The following is a 22,622-nucleotide window of genomic DNA, read 5'->3' as shown; positions in this document are numbered from 1 at the left end:
ATGATAGAAATCTTTACGCGCGGCGCACAGACAGTCTTCTTGTTATTCTTGGCGTCGTGCAGCACAATCATACCGTTGCAGCCATTTTACCTTGTGCGGCGCAAATTGACGACGCACAATCTTGATCCGAAAACCCATGACACAAGAACCACGCCCTCCTCTGCCCTCCGCGGCCCGTACCGTCTTCTTCGTTTCCGACGGCACCGGCATCACCGCCGAGACGTTCGGCCACTCGGTGCTGACGCAGTTCGATCTGCGCTTCCGGCAGATCCGCCTGCCCTTCATCGATACCATGGACAAGGCCTACGAGGCGGCGCGCAAGATCAACGAAGCCTTCGCCACCGATGGGCAGCGCCCGATCATTTTCTCGACCCTGGTGAAGAACGACCTGTCGGCCGTGATCCGCAAGTCCAGCGGCATGCACATGGACCTGATCCAGACCTTTGTCGCCCCGCTGGAGCAGGAACTTGGCGTGATGTCGACCCATACCATCGGGCGTTCGCACAACATCGTCGACAGCGAGGAATACAAGAACCGCATCGAGGCGATCAACTATTCGCTGGCGCACGACGATGGCCAGTCGCACAAGAACCTGTCCTCGGCCGATGTCATTCTGGTGGGTGTTTCGCGCTCTGGCAAGACCCCGACCAGCCTGTACCTGGCCATGCAGTACGGCATCAAGGCGGCCAATTATCCGCTCATTCCCGACGATTTCGAGCGCGACAAGCTGCCATCGGCCTTACTGGAATTTAAGAATAAAATTTTCGGATTGAGCATTACGCCCGAACGTTTGTCGGAAATACGCAACGAAAGACGCGCTGGAAGCAAGTATGCGGCCATCGAAAACTGCCGTTACGAGGTCAACGAGGCGGAAAAAATGATGAAACGCGAGGGTATCCGCTGGCTGTCGTCGACCACCAAGTCGATCGAAGAGATCTCCACGACGATCCTGCAAGAGATTAAGCCGAACCGCCGCGAATACTGAGAACACCTGAGCAAACCTGCTGCGCGTCGGTTTTGTCAGGTGTCCGTTTCTCTGGATAGTGCCGTCAGCGCCGCCACCAGCCGGTCCAGTTCACCGGTGGTGGTGGTGATAGCCACCGTGGCGCGCACGACGTCGGTATCCCCGATATTGCGTTCCACCGTGAAGATGCCAAAGCGCTGTAGCAAGGCTTGCTGCAACTGGCGCGCGCTCATGCCGTCGACGGCAAACGCCACCAGTGCCGTGCCCCGTTTCGCATCGAGCGGCGACAACATGCGCACGCCGGGCAGCTGCGCGGCACGGCTGACCCAGTAATTGCGCAGCCAGGCCAGGCGCTCCATCTTGACCGGCGTGCCGCCCAGGCGCGCATGGAAATCCAATGCGGCAGGCGCGGCCAGGATGGCGCCGATCGGCGGCATGCCCATGTGCAGGCGGCTGCGGATATCATCCAACGGATAATCCTCGTCGCCAAAATGCGGCTCGATCTTGTGCAGCTGCGATGCGCGGATATACACGACACCCAGTCCCGCCGGCGCTCCCAGCCATTTGTGCAGATTGAAACCGGCGAAATCGATGCCCAGGGCCTGCACGTCCACGTCGACCTGCCCCAGCGCATGGGCGCTGTCGAGCAGCACGTCGATGCCGTGTTCGCGCGCCAGCGCCATGATCTCCCGCACCGGCAGTTGCTGGCCGTTGGCCGGTGTCACCTGCGACAGCAGCAGCAATTTGGGCTTGACGGCCTGGCGCATGGCTTGCGCGTAACTGGCGACGATCTCGTCATCGCTGATGGGCAAGCGCAATGTGACTTGCGTGCTGGTGACGCCACGGCGCTGCGCCAGCCAGCGCATGGCCGTGCGCATGGCCGGATAGTCGAGATTACTCCACAGCACTGTATCGCCGGGCGCCAGGCCTTGGTATTGCGTGATCAGCACCTGCATGGACTCGGTGCCGCTGCGGGTCAGCAGGATTTCGTGCGGTTCCGCATGGATCAGTTCAGCGACACGCCGGCGCAGGATATCCACATGCGTGCGCGTGAACTCGCCGCGCACGAAAGGACTCAGTTGCTCGTTGGTGTAGCGCACGGCCTGCTCGAAGGCCGCTTGCACGGGCGCGGCCATGGCGCCGAAATAGCCGTGTTCGAGATTGACGATGGCGTCCGGCGGCGCAGGATAAAACGCGGCCACCTGGCGCCACCAGGCTTCCTCCCGGGCCGCATCGTCGGCAAGCAGGGGGAAGGACATGGCTACCCTGTTCAGGCCTGGCCCTGGCGCAGCTGCTCGAAGAAGCAGACGGCGGCGCAGGCGGCCACATTCAGCGATTCGATCTGGCCCAGGTGGGGAATGACCACCTGGTGCGTGGCCATCGACAATAAATCGTCGGCGACGCCCTGCCCTTCATGGCCGAAGAGCCAGGCGACGGGCTGGCGCAGGTCGACGTCGTACAATCGCTGCGTGGCATAGCCGCTGGTGGCGAGCGTCGCCACCTTGGCACCGGAAACGAGCGCTGCCAGGTCGACGTTTTCAAAGATGTCGAGCACGAAGTGTGCGCCCATCGCCGCGCGCAGCACCTTCGGCGACCAGCAGAAGGCCGTGCCGGCGCTGCAATACACCTGCGTGATGCCGGCGGCCGCCGCGCTGCGCAGGATGGAACCCACGTTGCCCGGATCTTGCAGGTTATCGAGCAGCACGGCCGACACGCTCAGCGGCTGCGTGACGGCCCGTTCCGGCGTCTCGATGAGGAACATCACGCCCACGCCGTGCTCGACCTGGCTCACGGCGTGATACAGCGCGTCGGGCAAGCCCAGCACGTGCGCGCGCTGGCTTTCCAGCTGGCCGACGATGTCCGCCACTTCCGGGTTCTGCAAGGCGCTTTCGCTGACGATGCACTGCTCCGGCATGCCGCGCAGCTGCAGGTAGGACTGGCACAGGTGCACGCCGTCGAGCAGGGTGCGGCCCGACTTGCGGCGCGCCTGCGAACTGCCCGCCAGTTTCAGCAAATCCTTGTATTGCGCATTGTCGCGCGAAGTAATCGTCTTCATGCCACCACCTCCTGTCCGCCAAACAGGGCGATCACGTTGCGCACGGGCGCGAACGAACGGCGGTGCACGGGCGAGGCGCCGTGCAGGTGCAGGCGCTCCAGGTGCAATTTCGTGCCATAGCCCTTGTGCTGGTCGAAGCAGTATTCGGGATAGGCCGCATGCAGGTGCACCAGCGCCGCGTCGCGCGCCGTCTTGGCCAGGATCGAGGCGGCGGAAATCGAATCGACCTTGTCATCGCCGCCGATGATGGCCATGCCGCGTATCGGCATCACGGGGCAGCGGTTGCCGTCGATCAGGGCCAGGGTCGGCACGGTAGTCAACGCCTCGACGGCGCGGCGCATGGCCAGCATCGACGCCTGCAAAATGTTCAGGCGGTCGATTTCCTCTTCCGACGCTTCAGCGATGGCCCAGGCGAGGGCCTTGGCCTTGATCTGCGGCGCCAGCAGGTCGCGCCTGGCTTCGGTGAGCTTTTTCGAATCGCGCAAGCCGTCGATGGGCTGGTTCGGGTCGAGGATCACGGCGGCGGCGAACACGGGGCCGGCCAGCGGACCGCGCCCTGCCTCGTCGACGCCGCAGATGATTTCATCGAGCGAGAATGGCAAGTCGTCAAACAGGCCGGGATAGATATTTTTCACGTTGAATCTTTGGTTGGTACTGCGGTTGAAGCGATGATCGGGAGCTACTTGCGGTTGGCGGCGATGACTTGCATGACGGCGTTGGCGCTTTCGCGCGCGCTGTCGCGCAGCAGGCTGTGGTGCATGTCCGTGAAGCGCTGCACCAGGCGCAGGCGGCCTGGAACGTCGCTCAGCTGCTGCCACATGGCCTCGGCCAGCGCTTCCGGGCTGGCCGCGTTTTGCAGCAGCTCGGGCACCAGGTAGTCGCGCGCCAGGATGTTGGGCAAACCAATCCACGGCTGATAACCCATGTGGCGCATGATTTCCCACGAGGCGCGCATCATCTTGTAGGCGATGACCATGGGTTTCTTGTACAACGCCACTTCCAGCGAGGCCGTGCCCGACGCCACCAGCACCGCATCGGCGGCGCAGATGGCCGTGTGCGAGCCGCCATCCGTCAGCAGTATCTCGACGTCCTGCAGGCCCGCTTCGCGGATCAGCTGCAAAAAGTACTGGCGCTGTTTTTCGCCGGCCATGGGCGCGACGAAACGCAAGGAGCGGTCGCGCGCCAGCAGCAGCTTGCAGGCGGCCACGAACGCCACCGTATTGTATTTGAGCTCGCCCATGCGGCTGCCCGGCATCAGGGTCACGACGTTCGCGTCTTCCGGCAAGCCCAGGGTGCGGCGCGCGGCCGCTTCGTCGGGCTGCAACGGGATCATTTCGGCCAGCGGATGGCCGACATAGGTGACGGGCACGCCTGCCTTGCGGTAGATCTCTTCCTCGAACGGGAAGATCACCAGCATGTGCGAGACGGCCTTGATGATTTTCTTGATGCGGCCACCGCGCCAGGCCCAGATCTGCGGCCCGATGTAGTGCACGGTGGGGATGCCGCCTTCCTTGAGCTGCTGTTCCAGCCCCAGGTTGAAGCCGGGATAGTCGGCGCCGATGAAGACGGCGGGACGCTCGGCCAGCAACTGGTCGCGCAGCGCGTTCTGGATGCCCTTGATCTCGCGGTAGCGGGGAATGATTTCGAACAGGCCCCGTACCGTCAGCTTGTCGAGCGGCCAGTCGGAAATAAAGCCCTGTTTGGCCATGTGCTCGCCGCCGATGCCGTGGAAGCGGGTGCCGGGCAGCTGCGGCACGAGGCCGGACAGCAGCCGGCTGGCCAGCAGGTCGCCCGACACCTCGCCGGCGACGATGGCGACGTTGGCGACACCGAGGCCGCTGGCCTGGTCAGCGGACGATGCCACGCGAGGCCACGCCAAGGAATTCGCGCATGGCGCGAATGTGTTGCGCCACCTCTGGCGACGACGCCGCTTCTTCTTCGAACAGGGCTGCCTTCGATTCTTCCAGGGTCAGTCCCGAGCGGTAGATGAGTTTGTACGCGGTGCGGATGCCGTTGATCTGCTCGCGCGTAAAGCCGCGGCGTTTCAAGCCCTCGATATTGACGCCATGCGCCTGCGCCGGATTGCCGTTCAACAACACAAAAGGCGGCACGTCCTGCGTCAGGCTGGTGCTCATGCCGACAAAGGCGTGCGCGCCGATCTTGCAAAACTGGTGCACGTTGGCGAAGCCGCTCATGATGACCCAGTCGCCGATCTCCACGTGGCCCGCCAGCTGGGCGTTGTTCGAAAAAATCGTGTTATTACCCACCAGGCAATCGTGCGCCAGGTGCACGTATGCCGAAATCCAGTTGTCGTTGCCCAGGCGCGTCACGCTGCCGCCCTGCACGGTACCCGTGTTGAAGGTGCAGAATTCGCGGATGGTGTTGCGGTCGCCGATTTCCAGGCGCGTCGCCTCTCCTGCCCATTTTTTATCCTGCGGCTGCGCGCCGATGGAAGAAAACTGGAACAGGTGGTTGTCGCTGCCGATCGTCGTGTGGCCGTCGATGACCACGTGCGGGCCGACCTTGGTGCCGGCGCCGATGCGCACGTGCGGACCGATGATGGTGTACGGGCCCACCTCGACCGAGCTGTCGAGCTCGGCCTTCGGATCGATGACTGCCGTGGAGTGGATGGCCGCCATCTTACTGCCCCGCTGGCTGGCTCGCAGACTGGCTCGCATCCTGCGCGCTGCGGATGGTGCACATCAGTTCCGCTTCCAACGCCACTTTGCCGTCGACGGAACCGACTGCCTTGTATTTCCAGATGCCGCGCGAGACGCGCAGGATTTCCACATCCATCTTCAGCTGGTCGCCCGGTTCGACAGGACGCTTGAAGCGCGCATTGTCGATGCCGACAAAGTACACCACCGAATTTTCGTCCGGTTTCACGCCCATCGACAGGAACGACAGCAAGGCCGCCGTTTGCGCCAGCGCTTCGATCATCAGCACGCCCGGCATGACCGGCTTGTGCGGGAAATGGCCCTGGAAGAACTCTTCGTTGACCGTCACGTTCTTGATGGCGGTGATGGTTTTGTTCGCTTCCCAGTCCAGCACGCGGTCAACCAGCAGCAGCGGATAGCGGTGCGGCAGCAGCGATTTGATGGCCAGGATGTCGAGGGTCTTTTTTTCAGTAGTCATTTTTCGTCTTGCGTGGTCAGTGTTTTAATTGTTTTTTCAAGCGCGCGGATCTTCTCGCGCATGCTTGACAGGTTGCGCACGATGGCGGCGCTCTTTTCCCAGTCGGCGTTCTTGGCCAGCGGATAAAAACCCGTGTACTGCCCCGGCTCCGCGATCGAACGCGAGACCATGCTGCCCGAGCCCACGTGGACGCGGTCGGCAATGGTCAGGTGGCCCAGCACCATGGCGGCGCCGCCAAAGGTGCAGTACTTGCCGATGATGGCGCTGCCGGCCACGCCGACGCAGCCGGCCATGGCCGTGTGCGCGCCGATGCGGCAGTTGTGGCCGATCTGGATCTGGTTATCGAGCTTGACGCCATCTTCGATGATGGTGTCGGCCAGTGCGCCGCGGTCGATGGTGGTGTTGGCGCCGATATCGACATCGTCACCGATCACCACCCTGCCCGTCTGCGGAATCTTGATATACACGCCGCCTTCGTTGGCGAAGCCGAATCCGTCGGTGCCGATCACGGCACCCGAATGGATGATGCCGCGCTGGCCGATCACGCAGCGCGCATGGAAGGTCACGTTGGCCAGCAGCTGCGTGCCCGCGCCGATAACGGCGTCGCGCCCCACCACGCAGCCAGGCCCGATGACGCAGCCGGCACCGATCACGGCACCCGCTTCGATCACCGCATGCGCGCCGACGGAGGCGCTGGCGTCAACCTGCGCGCTGGCGTCGACAAAGGCGCCCGGGTGGATGCCGACCGGGGCCTTGATCTCGTGCAAGGCGGCGAAATACTGCGCCGCACGCGCGAAATACACATAGGGATTCGGTGTGACGATGCGCGCGCCCGCGTACTCGTCGCCGATCAGCGCGTCGTCGGCCGGCGTGAGGATCAGCGCCGCAGCGCCGCTCTGGGCCGCCTGTGCGCGGAATTTGGTATTGCTGAGAAAGCTGATGTGCGAAGCGCCGGCGTCGGCCAGCGGTGCGATGCCTGAGACTTCCAGGTTCGGATCGCCCGCCAATTGCCCGCCGAAGCGTTCGACCAATTCTCCTAGTCGAGTGCCCATCTGATTACCTTTATAAATACGCCTGCCAGTGCACGCAGAGCATGCACTGGCAGGCTTGAAACCGTTTCGATTACTTGTCCAGCGCCTTCAAGACCTTGTCGGTGATGTCGATGCGCGGGCTGGCCCACAGGGCTTCCTGCAGCACGATGTCATATCCTTCGATATGCGCCATCTGCTGGATGATGGTGTTGGCTTTTTCCGCGATGGCGCTGCGCTCTTCGTTCGTGCGCTGGCTCAGGTCTTCGCGGAACTCGCGCTGGCGGCGCTGCAGCTCCTTGTCCAGCTCGAAAAACTCGCGCTGGCGCTTGGCGCGCTCCGCCTCGCTCAGGGTCGGCATGTCCTTTTCCAGGGCTTCGTTGGCGACCTTGAAGCGGGCCGCCAGTTCCTGCACGGCTTTTTCACGCGAGCGGAACTCTTCGGCCAGCTTGGCGCTGGCCAGCTTGGCCAGCCTCGATTCGTTATAAATACGTTCGCTGCTGATCCAGGCGATCTTCGACTCCTGAGCCTGCGCCTGCACCGGCAACAGCGAACTCCAGCACAATGCAATCATGGCAAGGGACTTGGGCAGGGTGGCGGATGCGGTGTTCATGATACTCCATGGTCAAAAAGTAAAAGCTGTCGCCCCGTTTCAGATGGCCGGTTAGAAACCGGTGCCCATCTGGAACTGGAAGCGCTCCAGGCGGTCCGTCGGCTTGGCGTTCAGCGGCTTGGCATAGCTCAGCTTGAGCGGGCCCACCGGTGAAATCCAGCTGATGCCCAAGCCAGCAGAATAGCGCAATTGCGAAATCCGCATTTTTTCGCCTTCCTGGTAGACCTGGCCGCCGTCAAGGAAACCGAACCAGCGCAGGCTGCGGTCATTGCCCGAACCGGGGAATGGCATTTGCAGTTCCGCGTTACCGATCAAGCGCGAAGCGCCACCCAGGGCATCGTTGGTGCTCGGTTCAACCGCGCCCAGCGAGGAACTCAGATAGCCGCGCACCGAACCGATGCCGCCGCCGTAGAAGTTCTTGAAGACCGGATACACGTGCTTGCCGATACCGTGGCCGTAATCGATCTCGCCCTTCAGCGCCAGGGTGACCTTGCTGAACAGCGGACGGAAGTACTGGTGCTCATAGATGGCACGGAAGTACTTCTGGTCGCCGATCAGGTCAGCCTCCAGGTTGACGCGCTGGTAGCGGCCGATCGATGGCGTCAGGGCGCTGTCGCGGCTGTCGCGCTGCCATGCCGCCGTCAGCGGGATGGAATTGGTGGTGGCCGAACCGATACCGTCGGACGGGCCGCCATTGTCCACCACGTACTGCTTGAAGCGGATCGGGCTGGTGACGTCGGTCTCGATGCGCGAGCGCTCGCCGCCGATACCGAAGAAGACGGTGTCGACTTCCGAGAACGGCACGCCGAAACTGACGCGGCCACCGGTTTGCTTGATCTTGTAGCTGCCGATGTTCAGCGCTGGCGGTTCCGTCGTCCGCAGGTAGACTTCAAAGCTGCGCGAAATGCCGTCGTCCGTGAAGTACGGATTGGTTTGCGAAAACGCAATCGTGCGGCTGTAATGGCTGGTATTGAGTTCAATGCCGACCGTGTTGCCGCTACCGGCAAAGTTGGCCTGCGAAATCGACGCCGACAGGGTGAATTTCTCCGATTGCGAGAAAGCGCCGCCGATCAGGAAGTTACCCGTTGGTTTTTCCACCACCGTCACGTTGACGTCGACCTGGTCGGTCGTGCCCTGCGCTTCCGGCGTGTCGATGGTCACGTCCTTGAAGTAGCCCAGACGGTCGACACGGTCGCGCGACAGCTTGATCTTGTTGCTGTCATACCAGGACGATTCGAACTGGCGGAATTCGCGGCGGATGACTTCATCGCGCGTGGTGGTATTGCCGGCGATATTCATGTGGCGCACGTAGACGCGCTTGCCCGGATCGATGAAGAAGGTGAAACCGACTTCATGCTTTTCACGGTTGATTTCCGGATTGGCGTTGACGTTGGCAAACGCGTAGCCGAACGTGGCCAGGCGGTCCTGGATGCGCTTGTTCGTCGCCGTCAGGCGCGCGCCCGAATAGATTTCGCCTTCGCGCATCAGGTTCAGGGCTTTCAGCTCTTCTTCGCGACCGAACATCTCGCCTTCGAACTTGGTGCCGGCGATCTTGTATTTTTCACCTTCGGTGATATTGATCGTCAGGTAAATGTCTTTTTTATCGGGCGTGATCGACACTTGCGTCGAGTCGACCTGCATCTCGATATAGCCGCGGTCCAGGTAGTAGGACTTGAGCGACTCGATGTCGCCCGTCAGCTTGGTTTTCGAATATTGATCGGCCTTGGTGTACCAGCTGAACCAGCCGCCCGTGTTCAGGGCCAGCTGCTCGCGCAGTTCCTTGTCGGTGAAGGCCTTGTTGCCGACGATGTTGATCTGCTTGATGCGGGCCACGTCGCCCTCGTCGACGGCGAACACCACGTTGACGCGGTTGCGCTCGATCGGCGTGACGGTGGTGGTGATCTTCACGCCGTACAGGCCATGCGACAGGTACTGGCGCTTGAGTTCCTGTTCCGCGCGGTCAACGGATGCCTTGTCGAAAATCTTGGCTTCGCCCACGCCGATTTCCTTCAATGCCTTGACCAGCACATCCTTTTCAAATTCCTTGGTACCCGTAAATGCCACGGAAGCGATGGCCGGACGTTCCTCGACCAGCACCACCAGCACGTCGCCCTCGGCTTCCAGGCGCACATCCTTGAACATGCCCGTCGCATACAGGGCCTTGATGGCGGCAACGCTCTTCTCGTCGGAGAACGTTTCGCCGACCCGCACCGGCAGGTAGGCAAAGACGGTGCCCGCTTCGGTACGCTGGATCCCTTCGACCCGGATGTCCTTGACAGTAAATGGCTGGACGGCCAGCGCGTGGCCGGAACAGATGGCCATGACGGCGGCGCCGATCAGGCTGCGACGAAAGGAAGGCAAGGCAAAACGAGCAGAATGTAATTTCATTGGGGTTATTCAATGGTAAATCAATGGACAACATACACAAAAGATTGCTTGTGCGACTCACGCAATGGCATCAACCACCGCCCTAATTCAGCAATCGCAACACGTCATTAAAGACGGCAAGCACCATCAAGGTCAGCAACAAACCGATCCCCAGGCGCTGGGCAATCTCGCCTACGCGCTCCGGCAAGGGGCGTCCGGTCAAAACTTCCAGCGAATAATACAGCAAATGCCCGCCATCCAGAACAGGAATGGGTAGCAAATTCATCACGCCCAGACTGATACTGATGAAGGCAATGAAGCTCAGGTAGCTTACCAGGCCGATGCGCGCCGTCTGGCCCGCGTAATCGGCGATGGTAATGGGACCCGTCACATTCTTCAGCGAGACCTGGCCGGTGATCATTTTGCCCAGCATTTTCAGGCTCATGACACTGGTATCCCAGACCTTGGCGGACGCCTTGCCCACGGCGGAGAACGGTCCAGAGGCCACGGTGATCATATCCGGCACCTGTCCCAGCTTTGCCTGTATCTTACCAACTGTTACAGCTCCCTCTGCCCCGGCGCCCGGCACGGCGTCCGGCGTAATGGACAGGGTCAGGTCCTGGCCCTGGCGCAAGAGCTGTAATTGCAAGGTCCGGCCCGGCGCCTGGCTCAGGGTGGCGATGACGGCCGCCACGTCGTGCACGGGCTGTTCGTCGATGGCCAGGATCTGGTCGTTTTTCTGCAGGCCGGCGCGCGCGGCGGCGCCATCGGGCATGATTTCCATCAAGGTGGGCGCGGAACGGGCCAGGGTCAGGCCCAGCTTGCCCAGCACGTCGCCTTCCAGGTCCGCTTCCGTCAGGCTGGCCGTCGGCAAGGTCGCTTCCTGCTGGCCACGGTCGGGACGGCGCACTTCGATGCGCGCCGGCTGCTTGTCGAGGGTGGCCTGGATCAGTTCCCAGCGCAGCTCGGACCAGCTGGCCACGGCCTTGCCATTCACCGCTTCGACCGTATCGCCGCTGCGCAAGCCGGCCGCATAGGCGGCGGTCTGCTCGGCCACGGGACCGAGCTTGCTCGACGGCTCTTCGATGCCATGCATGAACAGGCCCGCGTACAGCACGATGGCGACGAGGAAATTGGCCAGCGGGCCGGCGGCCACGATGGCGATGCGGCGCCACACGCTCTGGCGCGTGAATTCGCGGCGCAATTCGCTTTCTGGCAAGTCGCTGAGGTCTTGCGCGCGGCTGTCGAGCATGCTGACATAGCCGCCCAGCGGCAGCGCGGAAATCGCCCACTCCGTCTGGTCCTTGCCAAACTTGCGCGAATACACCACTTTTCCCATGCCGATCGAGAAACGCAGCACTTTTACGCCGCACCAGCGCGCCACCAGGTAGTGGCCCAGCTCGTGCAAGGTGATCAGCGAGCCCAGCGCGACGATGAACGCCAGCAAGGTGGTAATCAGGGTCATGCGGCCAGCCTGTGGGCGATGTACGCGTGCGCGGCCGCTCTGGCCAGGCGGTCCTGCTCCATCACGGCCTCGATGCTCGAAGCGGCGCCGTGCGGCACCGTCTCGATCACGTGCGCGATGACGCGGTCGATCTGGCGGAAGCCGATCTGTTCATCGAGGAAGGCTTGCACGGCCACTTCATTGGCCGCGTTCAGCAAGGCCGGCGCCGTGCCGCCCGCGCGCAGGGCGTCGAAGGCCAGCGCCAGGCAGGGGAAGCGGCGGAAATCGGGACGTTCGAACTGCAAGGTGGCCACTTGCGCCAGGTCAAGCTGCGCCACGCCAGAGTTGATACGCTGTGGATACGCCAGCGCATGCGCGATCGGCGTGCGCATGTCCGGATTGCCCAGCTGGGCCAGCACGGAACCGTCGATGTACGAGACCATCGAATGGATCACGCTTTGCGGGTGGATCAGCACCTCGATCTGCTCCGCCGGCGCGCCGAACAGCCAGTGCGCCTCGATCACTTCCAGGCCCTTGTTCATCATGGTGGCCGAATCGACGGAAATCTTGCGCCCCATGGCCCAGGTCGGATGCTTGCAAGCCTGGTCCGGCGTGACCGTGTCGAGCGTCTCGACGTCGCGCGTGAGGAAGGGGCCGCCTGACGCCGTCAGCACGATTTTCGCCACGCCCGCAGCGCCCGGCGCTCGGCCATGGGCATGCGGCATGCATTGGAAGATGGCGTTATGTTCGCTGTCGATCGGCAGCAGTACGGCGCCGTTGTCATGCACGGCATCGATGAACAGCTGGCCGGACATGACCAGCGCTTCCTTGTTGGCCAGCAATACTTTCTTGCCAGCACGGGCCGCCGCCAGGGTCGGCGCCAGGCCGGCCGCGCCGACGATGGCCGCCATCACGCCCGTCACTTGCGGAGCGCTGGCGATGGCGCACAGGGCCTCCACGCCATACTCGACTTGCGTATCGACGCCCTGCCCACGCAGCAAACGCGTCAGCTCAAGGGCGGCGTCAGCCGTGCCGACGACGGCGCGCTGGGGACGGAATTGCAGGCATTGGGCGGCCAGTTCGGCGACACGGCTGTGCGCGCTCAACGCGTACACGCTGTATTGCTCCGGGTGACGCGCGAGCACGTCCAAGGTGGACACGCCGATCGAACCGGTCGCGCCAAGGATGGTGATGTATTGCATGAGTTTCCTTAAAGCCAGCTGGCCACGAGGGCGGCAAATGGCAGGACCGGGATCAACGCATCGATACGGTCGAGTACACCGCCATGGCCGGGCAGCAGGTTGCTGCTGTCCTTGATGCCGGCGCGGCGCTTCAATTGGGATTCGAACAGGTCGCCGACGATGCTGGCGGCGACGATCAGCAGCAGCACCAGCAAGGCTACCAGCCAGCCGCGGCGCAATTGCAGCTGCACGGCGAAGGTGTCTTGCAAGACCGGCAGCGCTGGCGCGGCGAAAATCGTGATGGCGGCGATGACGAGCACGGCAATGCCGCCGCCGATGGCGCCTTCCCAGGATTTACCAGGAGAAATACTTGGCGCCAGCTTGCGCTTGCCGAAAGCCTTGCCCGAGAAATAGGCGCCGATATCGGCGATCCACACGAGGGCCATGACGGACAGCAGGTACAAAGGGCTATGCAGGAACAGGGCGATGATGGCGACGAAGCAGCCGACGATGGTCACCGGATACACCAGACTGAGCAAGGTATTGCCCAGGCCTTCGGTGGGCGGCAAGCCCGTCGCCAGCGAAGGCACGAAGCGGATCAGCCAGATGGCCACGCACAGGGCGAACCAGAAATTGAGCTGCGCCATGCCGTTGCCGACAAAAAACGTATAAGCGAAGGCGGCAGTCCAGATGGCGGCAATCAGGAGCGCCTGGCGATTTTTGAAAATGCGGAAGCTTTCCCAGATGGCGGCGCCGAAGAACGCCGTGGCGATCACGGCGAAGGCGGGGAAGTAATTCAGATACAGAACCGGCAGCAAGACCGCCAACAAGACCAGGGCGGTGATTATCCGTGTTTTCAGCATCAGTTTGTCTTTTCAGTTAATTGCGCGCTGGTACGGCCAAAGCGCCGTTCGCGCTGCTGGTAAGACGCGATTGCCGCGTCGAGGCACTCGTCATTGAAGTCGGGCCAGAAAGTCTCGGTGAAAAACAACTCAGTGTACGCCAGTTGCCACAGGAGGAAATTGGAAATGCGCTGCTCGCCGCCCGTGCGGATGAACAGATCGGGCTCGGGCGCGTAAGCCATGGCCAGGTGCGGCGCCAGTTGCTCTTCCGTGTAGGCGTGCCCGGCGCTCTGGCCGTTGGCTGCCGCCTCGGCCGTCATTTTGTTGACTGCCTGCATGATATCCCAGCGGCCGCCGTAATTGGCGCAGATGGACACCGTCAGGCGCGTGTTGTTCGCCGTCTTGCGTTCCGCATTGGCGATCAGGGTTTGCAACTGCTCATTGAAGCGCGACAGGTCGCCCACGACCTTCAGGCGGATATCATTGGCGTGCATCTTGACCACTTCGCGTTCCAGCATGGTAACGAACAGGCGCATCAGCATCGACACCTCTTCTTCCGGGCGGCGCCAGTTTTCCGAACTGAAGGCAAACAGGGTCAGGTACTCGACACCGCGATCGAGGCAAGTCTCGACGATGCCGCGCACGGCGTCGGCGCCCTTGACGTGGCCAGCCACGCGGGGCAGGAAGCGCTTGGTTGCCCAGCGGCCATTGCCATCCATAATGATTGCCACATGGCGCGGCACCGTGCCCACCTCAGGTACTGCCGTTGTCGAACTCGAATAGATCATGAAAACACGAATACCAAAAATAAAAGATAGCTATTATGCGCCAAATAGCACTGCCCGGAAAAGCCATGCTTTCCCGGGCAGCGTCAAAAGAACTGAAAACTAGACCGTCAGCACTTCTTTTTCTTTGTCGACCACCATCTTGTCGATGTCGGCAATAAACTTGTCCGTCAGCTTCTGCACTTCTTCCGACGAGCGGCGCTCATCGTCCTCGGAGCAGGCTTTTTCCTTGACCAGTTTCTTCAGCGACTCGTTCGCATCGCGGCGAATGTTACGCACGGCAATCTTCGCGTCTTCCGCTTCGCTCTTGACCAGCTTGACCATTTCCTTGCGGCGCTCTTCCGTCAGCGGCGGCGTCGGAACGCGGATCAGGTCGCCCTGTGCCGACGGGTTCAGGCCCAGGTCGGCGTCGCGGATGGCTTTTTCGATGGTGTTGGCCATCTTCTTTTCGTACGGCTGCACACCGATGGTGCGCGCGTCGATCAGGGTCACGTTGGCGACCTGGGTCAGCGCCGTCGGCGAACCGTAGTAATCGACCATCACGTGGTCCAGGATACCCGTATGGGCGCGGCCGGTACGCACTTTGGCCAGGTCGGCCCGCAGTGTTTCCAGCGACTTCGTCATGCGTTCCTGGGTGTTCTTTTTAACGTCAGCTAAGGACATGCTGCTCTCCAATCTTGATAACAATGAATATTCTACTTTGCCGGATTCAGCAAACAAACCCGCGCAGTCGGGAGTACCGAAAACCGTTCAGGGCAAGGCGCAGCGCCGAAGACAGTACTAAATGTACGGCGAGGCGCTGCAACGCAGCCATGGACGGCTTCTCGGTGCTCCTTATTTCTATACGTGGACCAGCGTGCCTTCGTCTTCGCCCATGATGACGCGCATCAGCGCGCCCGGCTTGGTGATCGAAAACACCTTGATCGGCAGTTTCTGGTCGCGGCACAGGGCGAATGCGGTGGCATCCATCACTTGCAGGTGCTTGGCGATGGCGTCGTCGAACGTAATCGTGTGGAACAGGGTGGCGTTCGGATCCTTCTTCGGATCGGCCGTGTAGACGCCGTCGACCTTGGTGGCCTTCAGGACGATCTCGGCGCTGATCTCGGAACCGCGCAGGGCGGCTGCCGTGTCGGTGGTGAAGAACGGATTGCCGGTACCGGCGGCGAAGACGACCACTTTACCTTCTTCCAGGTATTGCAGGGCTTTCGGGCGGACGTACGGCTCGACCACTTGTTCGATGCCGATGGCCGACATGACGCGCGCGGTGATGCCCACGTGGCGCATGGCATCGGCCAGGGCCAGTGCATTCATCACCGTGGCAAGCATGCCCATGTAGTCGGCGGTGGCGCGGTCCATGCCTTGCGCACCAGGCGCGACGCCGCGGAAGATATTGCCGCCGCCAATCACGATTGCCAGTTCCACACCCAACTTTGCCACCTCGGCCACATCGGCCACCATGCGCTCGATCGTGGCGCGGTTGATGCCGTAGGGATCATCACCCATCAGGGCTTCGCCGGACAACTTGAGGAGGACGCGCTTGTAGGCTGGTTTTGACATGAGCTGGGGCTCCATAAATGAGGTTATTCGAGTATGACATGGCGCAGCGCCTTGCAGCGCCGGATAGGCGGGAGGAAGCTGCCCATGCCGCCGCCCGGCACGACAGGTGCGGGCGGGCCAAAAAAACGGGCCTCTCGGCCCGCTTTACTTACGCTCCCTGGGAGGCAGCCATCTGTGCTGCGACTTCTGCTGCGAAGTCGTCTTGCTTCTTCTCGATGCCCTCGCCCACTACGTACATGGCGAAACCTTTGACGCTGGTGTTAGCCGCCTTCAGCATTTGCTCAACCGACAGCTTGTCGTTTTTCACGAAAGCTTGGTTCAGCAGGGAAACTTCTTTCAAGAACTTCTGTACGGAACCTTCCAGGCGCTTGGCCAGGATTTCCGGCGATTGCGCTGGCTTGCCTTCGGCGGCCGCTTTGGCTGCGTCTTCTTCGGCTTTCAGTTGTGCAACCGAACGCTCTTTTTCGATCAGTTCCGCAGGAACTTCGTTCGACGACAGCGACACTGGCTTCATGGCAGCGATGTGCATGGCCACGTCTTTGCCGACTTGCTCATCGGCGCCGTCGAATTCGACGATCACGCCAATACGCGAACCGTGCAGGTACGAAGCCAGCTTGGCGCTGGTTTCGAAACGCTGGAAGCGGCGGATGGTCATGTTTTCGCCGATTTTGCCGATCAGGGCAGCGCGCACGTCTTCCAGGGTCTTGCCATCGAGTGGCAGGGCCAGCAGAGCAGCGACGTCAGCCGGGTTGTGTTCCGCTACCAGACGGGCAGCGTTGTTGGCCAGTGCCAGGAAATCGTCGTTTTTCGCAACAAAGTCGGTTTCCGAGTTCACTTCGACCAGGGCGCCTACGCCATTGGCGATGTAGGTTGCCACGACGCCTTCAGCGGTGATGCGTGCCGATGCTTTCGATGCCTTGCCGCCCAGCTTGACGCGCAGGATCTCTTCCGCACGCGCCATGTCGCCTTCGGCTTCGGTCAGTGCTTTTTTGCATTCCATCATTGGTGCGTCGGTTTTGCCGCGCAATTCGCCTACCATCGCTGCTGTAATCGCTGCCATGTGTTTCTCCTGATTCGGTGAGTCGATAGTCGCGGCCGGGCATGCATGCCTCGCCAGCGGTCACTATCGTTTTTTTGTTAAAAAAAAGGGGGAGCTGCTGCCACCCCTTTTCCCTTACTGCTGTGCTTACAAACGGCTATCCTGCGATAGCCTGGCCATTAAGCCTGTTCGTTTACTTCGACGAATTCGTCGCCAGCGGCTGCTTTAACCATTTCAACAACTTCGTTACCGGCAGCTGCACGGCCTTCGATGATTGCATCAGCAACACCGCGAGCGTACAACATGATGGCTTTCGAGGAGTCATCGTTACCTGGGATCACGAAGTTCACGCCTTCTGGGGAGTGGTTGGTATCGACAACGCCGATGACCGGGATACCCAGTTTAGCTGCTTCGGTGATCGCACCTTTGTGGTAGCCGACGTCGACGACGAAGATTGCGTCAGGAATGCCGCCCATGTCCTTGATGCCGCCGATCGATTTTTGCAGCTTGATCATTTCGCGGGAGAACATCAGCGCTTCTTTTTTCGACAGCTTCTCGATCGAACCGTCTTCGATCATCACTTCCATGTCTTTCAGACGCTTGATCGAGGTTTTGATCGTTTTGAAGTTGGTCAGCATGCCGCCCAACCAACGTTGATCAACGAAAGGCACGCCAGCGCGTTGTGCTTCAGCAGCGATGATTTCGCGAGCTTGACGCTTGGTGCCAACCATCAGGATGGTGCCACGGTTTGCAGCCAGTTGACGCACGTGCTTCATTGCGTCCTGGTACATCGCCATGGTTTTTTCCAGGTTGATGATGTGGATCTTGTTGCGATGGCCGAAGATGAACGGTGCCATTTTTGGATTCCAAAAACGGGTTTGGTGACCAAAGTGGACACCGGCTTCCAGCATTTCGCGCATTGTTACGGACATTATTAACTCCAGGGTTGGGTCTGGAATCCGATCAGTCACCATACAGGCACCCTTGTCGACCGGATTCGCGTGTTTATATAAATTAAAGACACTGTTTTACTACATTGCTTAAAAGAGAATTCAAGCAACCCGGGATTCTACACCGAAATGCCCATTTCATCAAGTCCACGGCGCAAATCGCGCGCGCAGCGACGGCAAGCGTTGCACCACGCTGGTGCAATGCGTATCCGCCATGGCCATTCCCGCAAAAAACGCCTGCCCGCCCTAGGATGGAGGCGGCGGATACAGGGCGCCTCGTTTATAATTTCGACATATTTGCAGACTTTTCCTCCTACGCTGAGATTCGTCTGTGCTTTTCACCCGAACAACTTGCAGATTGCGAATTACATCATGTCCACCATCCGTATCAATACCGCCGCCGACATCGAAGGCATGCGCGTTGCCGGCAAACTCGGCGCCGAAGTGCTCGACTACATCACTCCCTTCGTCAAGGTCGGCGTCACGACCGGCGAACTGGACCGCCTGTGCCACGAATACATGGTCAACGTGCAAGGCACCATCCCTGCCCCGCTGAACTATTGCCCGCCCGGCTACACGCCCTACCCGAAAGCCATCTGCACCTCCGTCAACGACGTCATCTGCCACGGCATCCCCGGCGACAAGGTCTTGAAAAGCGGCGACTCCGTCAACCTCGACATCACCGTCATCAAGGATGGCTACCACGGCGACAACAGCCGCATGTTCCTCGTCGGCACGCCCACCATCCTGGCCAAGCGCCTGTCGGAAATCACCTATGAATGCATGTGGCTGGGCATAGCCCAGATCAAGCCGGGTGCCCACCTGGGCGATATCGGCCACGCCATCCAGCAGCACGCGGAAAAGGCCGGCTACAGCGTGGTGCGCGAATTCTGCGGCCACGGCATCGGCAAGGTCTTCCATGAAGAACCGCAAGTGTTGCATTACGGCAAACCAGGCACCCTGGAACGCCTGGAAGCGGGCATGATCTTCACCGTCGAACCGATGATCAACTCGGGCCGCCGCGAAATCCGCGAAATGAACGATGGCTGGACCATCAAAACCAAGGACCGCAGCCTGTCGGCGCAATGGGAACACACGGTGCTGGTGACGGAAACGGGCTATGAAGTGCTGACCGTCTCGCCCGGCATGCCGCCGCCACCGACCTTGATCCTGAACAAAGCCTGATTCTCCACCCCACGCACCGCCACCCAGGGCCCAGATGAAAAAGCAAGTTCGGGAACAGCTGAAACAGCAACTGAAAGCCGACCGCCAGGTCGTCATTGCGGCCTTCCAGGCCGACGGCAAGCCTGAAAAACTGCTGCGCAGCCTGCGCCACAGCGTCGACGGCGTGCTGGCGCGCGCCTGGCAGGAAGCGGGCTTGCCACCAGGCACTTCCCTGGTGGGCGTGGGCGGCTATGGCCGCGGCGAACTGTTTCCGTATTCCGACGTCGACCTGCTGATCCTGCTGCAACAACCGCCCGATGGGGCCACGCAGGAAAAGCTCGAGGAACTGGTGCAGCTGCTGTGGGACCTGGGCCTGGAAATCGGCCACAGCATCCGCACGGTCGATGAATGCCTGGTCGAATCGAAGGCCGACATCACCGTGCAAACGAGCTTGCTCGAAGCGCGCCTCGTGTGCGGCAACGCGGACTTGTTCGCGCAATTGCAGCAACGCTATGACGCGGCCATGGACCCGCAGGCGTTTTTCCACGCGAAAACGGCGGAAATGCGCCAGCGCCATGCCAAATATGAAGACACGGCCTTCAGCCTGGAGCCGAATTGCAAGGAAAGCCCGGGCGGCTTGCGCGACTTGCAAGTCATCCTGTGGGTAGCCAAGGCGGCCGGCCTGGCGAACTCGTGGCGCACCCTGGCCACGGGCGGCCTGATCACCCTGACGGAAGCGCGCCAGCTGATGGAAAAGGAGCGCGCCTTCAAGGATATCCGCGTGCGCCTGCACCTGCATGCGGGGCGGCGCGAAGACCGCCTCGTGTTCGACGTGCAGACGGCCATCGCCGAATCGCTGGGCTTGCAGGCGACGGGCAGCGGGCCGCACATGCGCCGCGCCAGCGAATTCCTCATGCAGCGCTACTACTGGGCCGCCAAGACGGTGACCCAGCTCAACACGATCTTGCTGCAAAACATCGAAGCGCGATTGTTTCCGCAAGACAATGTGGCCGTGCCCATCAACGCACGCTTCAATGAAGTCAACAGCCTGATCGATATCAGCGCCGACGATACGTTCGAGCAATACCCATCGGCCATGCTGGAAGTCTTTGTGCTGATGACGGAACGCCCGGCCCTGAAGGGCATGACCTCGCGCGCCACGCGGGCCCTGTGGCACGCGCGCTTCAAGATCGACGCCGCCTTCCGCCACGACCCCGTCAACCGCGCCCTCTTCCTGCGCATCATGCAAGCGCCGGTCGGTATCATCCATGCGCTGCGGCGCATGAACGAGATGAGCATCCTGGGGCGCTACCTGCCGAATTTCCGCCGCATCGTGGGCCAGATGCAGCACGACCTGTTCCACGTGTACACGGTCGACCAGCACATTCTGATGGTGGTGCGCAACATGCGCCGCTTCACCATGAGCGAACACGCGCACGAATACCCGTTCTGCAGCCAGCTGATGGCCGATTTCTCGCAATCGTGGCTGCTGTACGTGGCGGCCCTGTTCCACGACATCGCCAAGGGCCGCGGCGGCGACCACTCGAAGCTGGGCGTGGCCGACGCCACCCAGTTCTGCCAGGAGCATGGCCTGTCGGAAGAAGACACGGAACTGGTGGCTTTCTTGGTGGAAAATCACCTGACCATGTCGCAAGTGGCGCAAAAGCAGGATTTGTCCGATCCCGACGTCATCGCCGCCTTTGCAAAGGTGGTCAAGGACGAGCGCCACCTGACGGGCCTGTACCTGCTGACGGTGGCCGACATCCGCGGCACCAGCCCGAAAGTGTGGAATGCATGGAAGGGCAAGCTGCTGGAAGACCTGTACAAGATCACCTTGCGCGTGCTGGGCGGCGAGCCGCACACGGCCGACCGCGAACTGAAGAACCGCCAGCAGGAAGCGCTGGCCACCCTGCGCCTGTACGGCTTGCCGCCGGACGCGCACCTGAAACTGTGGCAGCAGCTGGACGTGGCGTATTTCCTGCGCCACGACGCGTCCGACATCGCCTGGCAAACGCGCTCGCTGTATGACAAGCTCGACAGCAAGTTGCCGGTGGTAAAATGCCGGCTGGCGCCCATCGGCGAAGGCTTGCAGGTGGCCGTGTACATTCCCGACCAGCCCGACCTGTTCGCGCGCATCTGCAGCTATTTCGACCGCAAGAACTTCAGCATTCTCGACGCGAAGATCCACACGACCAAGAATGGCTATGCGCTCGACACGTTCCTTGTCACGGAGCAAAATTTCGCCAAGAGCTACCGCGACATCATCAGCCTGATCGAGCATGAGCTGGGCGAGCTGCTGCAGTCGCAAACGCCGCTGCCGCCGCCGGGCAAGGGACGGCTGTCGCGCCTGTCGCGCACCTTCCCCTTCCAGCCGACCGTGGATTTGCGGCCCGATGAAAAGGGCCAATACTATTTGCTGTCGGTGGCGGCCAACGACCGCACGGGGCTGCTGTACGCGATCGCCAACGTGCTGACCAAGTACCGCATCAACTTGCACACGGCCAAGATCATGACCCTGGGCGAGCGGGTCGAAGACGTTTTCCTCGTCGACGGTCCCGCGCTCAACAATGCCCGCAACCAGATATTGCTGGAAACCGATTTACTCGATGCGCTGAAAGTGTAGACTTTCCGCGCAGCGCCTACCTTACTGAAACTGAAACAACATGACCGAAGAATTATTACGCTTGTCCAAACGCATGTCCGAACTGGGCCTGTGCTCCCGCCGTGAAGCCGATGAATGGATCGCACGCGGCTGGGTCCGTGTGGATGGCAAGGTGGTGTCCGAGCTGGGCAGCAAGGTCTACCCGAGCCAGCGGGTCACCGTGGAACGCCAGGCGGCGGCCGAGCAATCGAAGCGGGTCACCGTGCTGATCAACAAACCCGTCGGCTATGTCAGCGGCCAGGCCGAAGACGGCTACACGCCAGCCGTGGCCCTGATCAAGGCGGAAAACCGCTGGGCGGAAGACCGCAGCCCGGAACAATTCCACCCCACCCAGCTGCGCAGCCTGGTGGCGGCCGGCCGCCTGGACATCGATTCCGTCGGCTTGCTCGTCCTGACGCAGGACGGCCGCGTGGCCAAGCAGCTGATCGGCCACGATACCGATATCGACAAGGAATACCTGGTGCGCGTGAGCTACACCAAGGGCGGCACCCTGCCCGACAGCGAACTGAAAAAACTCAACCACGGCCTGTGGCTCGACGGCAAGCCGCTGCTGCCGGCCAAGGTGCGCTGGCAAAACGAAGACCAGCTGAGCTTTACCTTGCGCGAAGGCAAGAAACGCCAGATCCGCCGCATGTGCGAAGCCGTCGGCCTGAAAGTACTGGGTTTGAAACGCGTGCGCATCGGCAAGGTCAAGCTGGGCGACCTGCCGACGGGCCAATGGCGTTACCTGAGCGCGGACGAACAGTTTTAAGCGACGGCATCAAGGTGGCATGCCGCGTGGCATGCCAAGCCATATAAGCAACAGGAATATAGTGATATAAAAACAATTATTGTG

The 22,622-nt window shown here is 61.3% G+C and carries 21 protein-coding genes; 4 read left to right on the top strand and 17 right to left on the bottom strand.

The genetic code is table 11. The annotated features are described in order from the left end of the window. Nucleotides 1–136 precede the first annotated feature (136 nt). The gene (locus tag O3300_RS00765; protein ID WP_035818186.1) at nt 137–985 is read left to right on the top strand and encodes a pyruvate, water dikinase regulatory protein; all 849 of its coding nucleotides are present in this window, start codon (nt 137–139) and stop codon (nt 983–985) included. A gap of 35 nt (nt 986–1,020) precedes the next feature. Here O3300_RS00765 and O3300_RS00760 read toward each other — a convergent pair whose 3' ends face one another. From O3300_RS00760 to rpsB, 17 genes are all read right to left on the bottom strand, one after another. After that, nucleotides 1,021–2,223, bottom strand: coding sequence for an aminotransferase class V-fold PLP-dependent enzyme (locus tag O3300_RS00760; RefSeq protein ID WP_305051660.1), 1,203 nt, complete (start codon nt 2,221–2,223; stop codon nt 1,021–1,023). An 11-nt stretch (nt 2,224–2,234) separates the two neighbouring features. Beyond that, nucleotides 2,235–3,020, bottom strand: coding sequence for an RNA methyltransferase (locus O3300_RS00755; protein WP_251349116.1), 786 nt, complete (start codon nt 3,018–3,020; stop codon nt 2,235–2,237). Beyond that, on the bottom strand, nt 3,017–3,655 hold the full coding sequence (gene rnhB, locus O3300_RS00750) for a ribonuclease HII (protein ID WP_305051659.1): 639 nt from the start codon (nt 3,653–3,655) through the stop codon (nt 3,017–3,019). Before rnhB ends, O3300_RS00755 begins: the two co-directional genes overlap by 4 nt. 44 nt (nt 3,656–3,699) lie before the next feature. Beyond that, a complete protein-coding gene (gene lpxB, locus O3300_RS00745) occupies nt 3,700–4,884 on the bottom strand; it encodes a lipid-A-disaccharide synthase (protein ID WP_305051658.1) in 1,185 nt (394 codons plus the stop codon). Further along, on the bottom strand, nt 4,868–5,659 hold the full coding sequence (gene lpxA / locus O3300_RS00740) for an acyl-ACP--UDP-N-acetylglucosamine O-acyltransferase (protein WP_305051657.1): 792 nt from the start codon (nt 5,657–5,659) through the stop codon (nt 4,868–4,870). Before lpxA ends, lpxB begins: the two co-directional genes overlap by 17 nt. Before the next feature lies 1 nt (nt 5,660). Continuing rightward, entirely contained in the window at nt 5,661–6,155 is a 495-nt protein-coding gene (gene fabZ / locus O3300_RS00735; RefSeq protein ID WP_071077748.1) for a 3-hydroxyacyl-ACP dehydratase FabZ, read from the bottom strand. After that, the gene (lpxD, locus tag O3300_RS00730) at nt 6,152–7,207 is read right to left on the bottom strand and encodes a UDP-3-O-(3-hydroxymyristoyl)glucosamine N-acyltransferase (protein ID WP_289898329.1); all 1,056 of its coding nucleotides are present in this window, start codon (nt 7,205–7,207) and stop codon (nt 6,152–6,154) included. Before lpxD ends, fabZ begins: the two co-directional genes overlap by 4 nt. 70 nt (nt 7,208–7,277) lie before the next feature. After that, a complete protein-coding gene (locus tag O3300_RS00725) occupies nt 7,278–7,796 on the bottom strand; it encodes an OmpH family outer membrane protein (protein ID WP_077403376.1) in 519 nt (172 codons plus the stop codon). Between the two features lie 51 nt (nt 7,797–7,847). Then, nucleotides 7,848–10,184: an outer membrane protein assembly factor BamA gene (bamA, locus tag O3300_RS00720; RefSeq protein ID WP_099664327.1), complete on the bottom strand. Its 2,337-nt coding sequence runs from the start codon at nt 10,182–10,184 to the stop codon at nt 7,848–7,850. Nucleotides 10,185–10,266: 82 nt separating this feature from the next. Further along, nucleotides 10,267–11,628 (bottom strand): RIP metalloprotease RseP, encoded by a 1,362-nt coding sequence (gene rseP / locus O3300_RS00715; RefSeq protein WP_099664328.1) that lies wholly within the window; start codon nt 11,626–11,628, stop codon nt 10,267–10,269. After that, nucleotides 11,625–12,809: a 1-deoxy-D-xylulose-5-phosphate reductoisomerase gene (gene ispC, locus O3300_RS00710; protein WP_099664329.1), complete on the bottom strand. Its 1,185-nt coding sequence runs from the start codon at nt 12,807–12,809 to the stop codon at nt 11,625–11,627. Before ispC ends, rseP begins: the two co-directional genes overlap by 4 nt. Nucleotides 12,810–12,817: 8 nt before the next feature. Beyond that, a complete protein-coding gene (locus tag O3300_RS00705; protein WP_251349122.1) occupies nt 12,818–13,651 on the bottom strand; it encodes a phosphatidate cytidylyltransferase in 834 nt (277 codons plus the stop codon). Beyond that, on the bottom strand, nt 13,651–14,418 hold the full coding sequence (gene uppS / locus O3300_RS00700; RefSeq protein WP_099664331.1) for a polyprenyl diphosphate synthase: 768 nt from the start codon (nt 14,416–14,418) through the stop codon (nt 13,651–13,653). The genes O3300_RS00705 and uppS overlap by 1 nt, the downstream gene beginning before the upstream one ends. Nucleotides 14,419–14,517: 99 nt before the next feature. Then, the gene (gene frr, locus O3300_RS00695; RefSeq protein WP_034784152.1) at nt 14,518–15,078 is read right to left on the bottom strand and encodes a ribosome recycling factor; all 561 of its coding nucleotides are present in this window, start codon (nt 15,076–15,078) and stop codon (nt 14,518–14,520) included. A 177-nt stretch (nt 15,079–15,255) separates the two neighbouring features. Continuing rightward, nucleotides 15,256–15,972 (bottom strand): UMP kinase, encoded by a 717-nt coding sequence (gene pyrH, locus O3300_RS00690; RefSeq protein ID WP_034752258.1) that lies wholly within the window; start codon nt 15,970–15,972, stop codon nt 15,256–15,258. Nucleotides 15,973–16,120: 148 nt separating this feature from the next. After that, on the bottom strand, nt 16,121–17,032 hold the full coding sequence (tsf, locus tag O3300_RS00685) for a translation elongation factor Ts (RefSeq protein WP_034752260.1): 912 nt from the start codon (nt 17,030–17,032) through the stop codon (nt 16,121–16,123). Nucleotides 17,033–17,190: 158 nt separating this feature from the next. Further along, nucleotides 17,191–17,943 (bottom strand): 30S ribosomal protein S2, encoded by a 753-nt coding sequence (gene rpsB, locus O3300_RS00680; protein ID WP_010397614.1) that lies wholly within the window; start codon nt 17,941–17,943, stop codon nt 17,191–17,193. A 390-nt stretch (nt 17,944–18,333) separates the two neighbouring features. Between rpsB and map the strand changes: the two genes are divergently transcribed. Genes map through O3300_RS00665 form a run of 3 tightly spaced genes read left to right on the top strand, consistent with a single transcriptional unit; the run spans nt 18,334 to nt 22,538 of the window. Next, nucleotides 18,334–19,146, top strand: coding sequence for a type I methionyl aminopeptidase (map, locus tag O3300_RS00675; protein ID WP_305051656.1), 813 nt, complete (start codon nt 18,334–18,336; stop codon nt 19,144–19,146). A gap of 34 nt (nt 19,147–19,180) precedes the next feature. After that, nucleotides 19,181–21,748: a [protein-PII] uridylyltransferase gene (locus O3300_RS00670; protein WP_305051655.1), complete on the top strand. Its 2,568-nt coding sequence runs from the start codon at nt 19,181–19,183 to the stop codon at nt 21,746–21,748. A gap of 40 nt (nt 21,749–21,788) precedes the next feature. After that, a complete protein-coding gene (locus tag O3300_RS00665) occupies nt 21,789–22,538 on the top strand; it encodes a pseudouridine synthase (RefSeq protein WP_034752263.1) in 750 nt (249 codons plus the stop codon). The last annotated feature ends 84 nt before the right edge of the window (nt 22,539–22,622 follow it).

Source organism: Janthinobacterium sp. SUN206, assembly GCF_030587305.1.
GTDB classification, from domain to species: domain Bacteria; phylum Pseudomonadota; class Gammaproteobacteria; order Burkholderiales; family Burkholderiaceae_D; genus Janthinobacterium; species Janthinobacterium kumbetense.
The sequence above is the reverse complement of the archived record's forward strand: the minus strand, read 5'-3'. Positions and strand labels throughout refer to the sequence as shown.

Excerpts from the sequence above, each read along its gene's own strand:
- fabZ (WP_071077748.1), bottom strand. The coding sequence starts at position 6,155 with ATGACTACTGAAAAAAAGACCCTCGACATCCTGGCCATCAAATCGCTG.
- bamA (WP_099664327.1), bottom strand. The coding sequence starts at position 10,184 with ATGAAATTACATTCTGCTCGTTTTGCCTTGCCTTCCTTTCGTCGCAGC.
- O3300_RS00665 (WP_034752263.1), top strand. The coding sequence starts at position 21,789 with ATGACCGAAGAATTATTACGCTTGTCCAAACGCATGTCCGAACTGGGC.
- lpxD (WP_289898329.1), bottom strand. The coding sequence starts at position 7,207 with ATGGGCACTCGACTAGGAGAATTGGTCGAACGCTTCGGCGGGCAATTG.
- rpsB (WP_010397614.1), bottom strand. The coding sequence starts at position 17,943 with ATGTCCGTAACAATGCGCGAAATGCTGGAAGCCGGTGTCCACTTTGGT.
- tsf (WP_034752260.1), bottom strand. The coding sequence starts at position 17,032 with ATGGCAGCGATTACAGCAGCGATGGTAGGCGAATTGCGCGGCAAAACC.
- rseP (WP_099664328.1), bottom strand. The coding sequence starts at position 11,628 with ATGACCCTGATTACCACCTTGCTGGCGTTCATCGTCGCGCTGGGCTCG.
- O3300_RS00670 (WP_305051655.1), top strand. The coding sequence starts at position 19,181 with ATGAAAAAGCAAGTTCGGGAACAGCTGAAACAGCAACTGAAAGCCGAC.
- O3300_RS00705 (WP_251349122.1), bottom strand. The coding sequence starts at position 13,651 with ATGCTGAAAACACGGATAATCACCGCCCTGGTCTTGTTGGCGGTCTTG.
- lpxA (WP_305051657.1), bottom strand. The coding sequence starts at position 5,659 with ATGGCGGCCATCCACTCCACGGCAGTCATCGATCCGAAGGCCGAGCTC.
- O3300_RS00760 (WP_305051660.1), bottom strand. The coding sequence starts at position 2,223 with ATGTCCTTCCCCCTGCTTGCCGACGATGCGGCCCGGGAGGAAGCCTGG.
- map (WP_305051656.1), top strand. The coding sequence starts at position 18,334 with ATGTCCACCATCCGTATCAATACCGCCGCCGACATCGAAGGCATGCGC.
- uppS (WP_099664331.1), bottom strand. The coding sequence starts at position 14,418 with ATGATCTATTCGAGTTCGACAACGGCAGTACCTGAGGTGGGCACGGTG.
- O3300_RS00765 (WP_035818186.1), top strand. The coding sequence starts at position 137 with ATGACACAAGAACCACGCCCTCCTCTGCCCTCCGCGGCCCGTACCGTC.
- pyrH (WP_034752258.1), bottom strand. The coding sequence starts at position 15,972 with ATGTCAAAACCAGCCTACAAGCGCGTCCTCCTCAAGTTGTCCGGCGAA.
- O3300_RS00755 (WP_251349116.1), bottom strand. The coding sequence starts at position 3,020 with ATGAAGACGATTACTTCGCGCGACAATGCGCAATACAAGGATTTGCTG.
- frr (WP_034784152.1), bottom strand. The coding sequence starts at position 15,078 with ATGTCCTTAGCTGACGTTAAAAAGAACACCCAGGAACGCATGACGAAG.
- O3300_RS00725 (WP_077403376.1), bottom strand. The coding sequence starts at position 7,796 with ATGAACACCGCATCCGCCACCCTGCCCAAGTCCCTTGCCATGATTGCA.
- ispC (WP_099664329.1), bottom strand. The coding sequence starts at position 12,809 with ATGCAATACATCACCATCCTTGGCGCGACCGGTTCGATCGGCGTGTCC.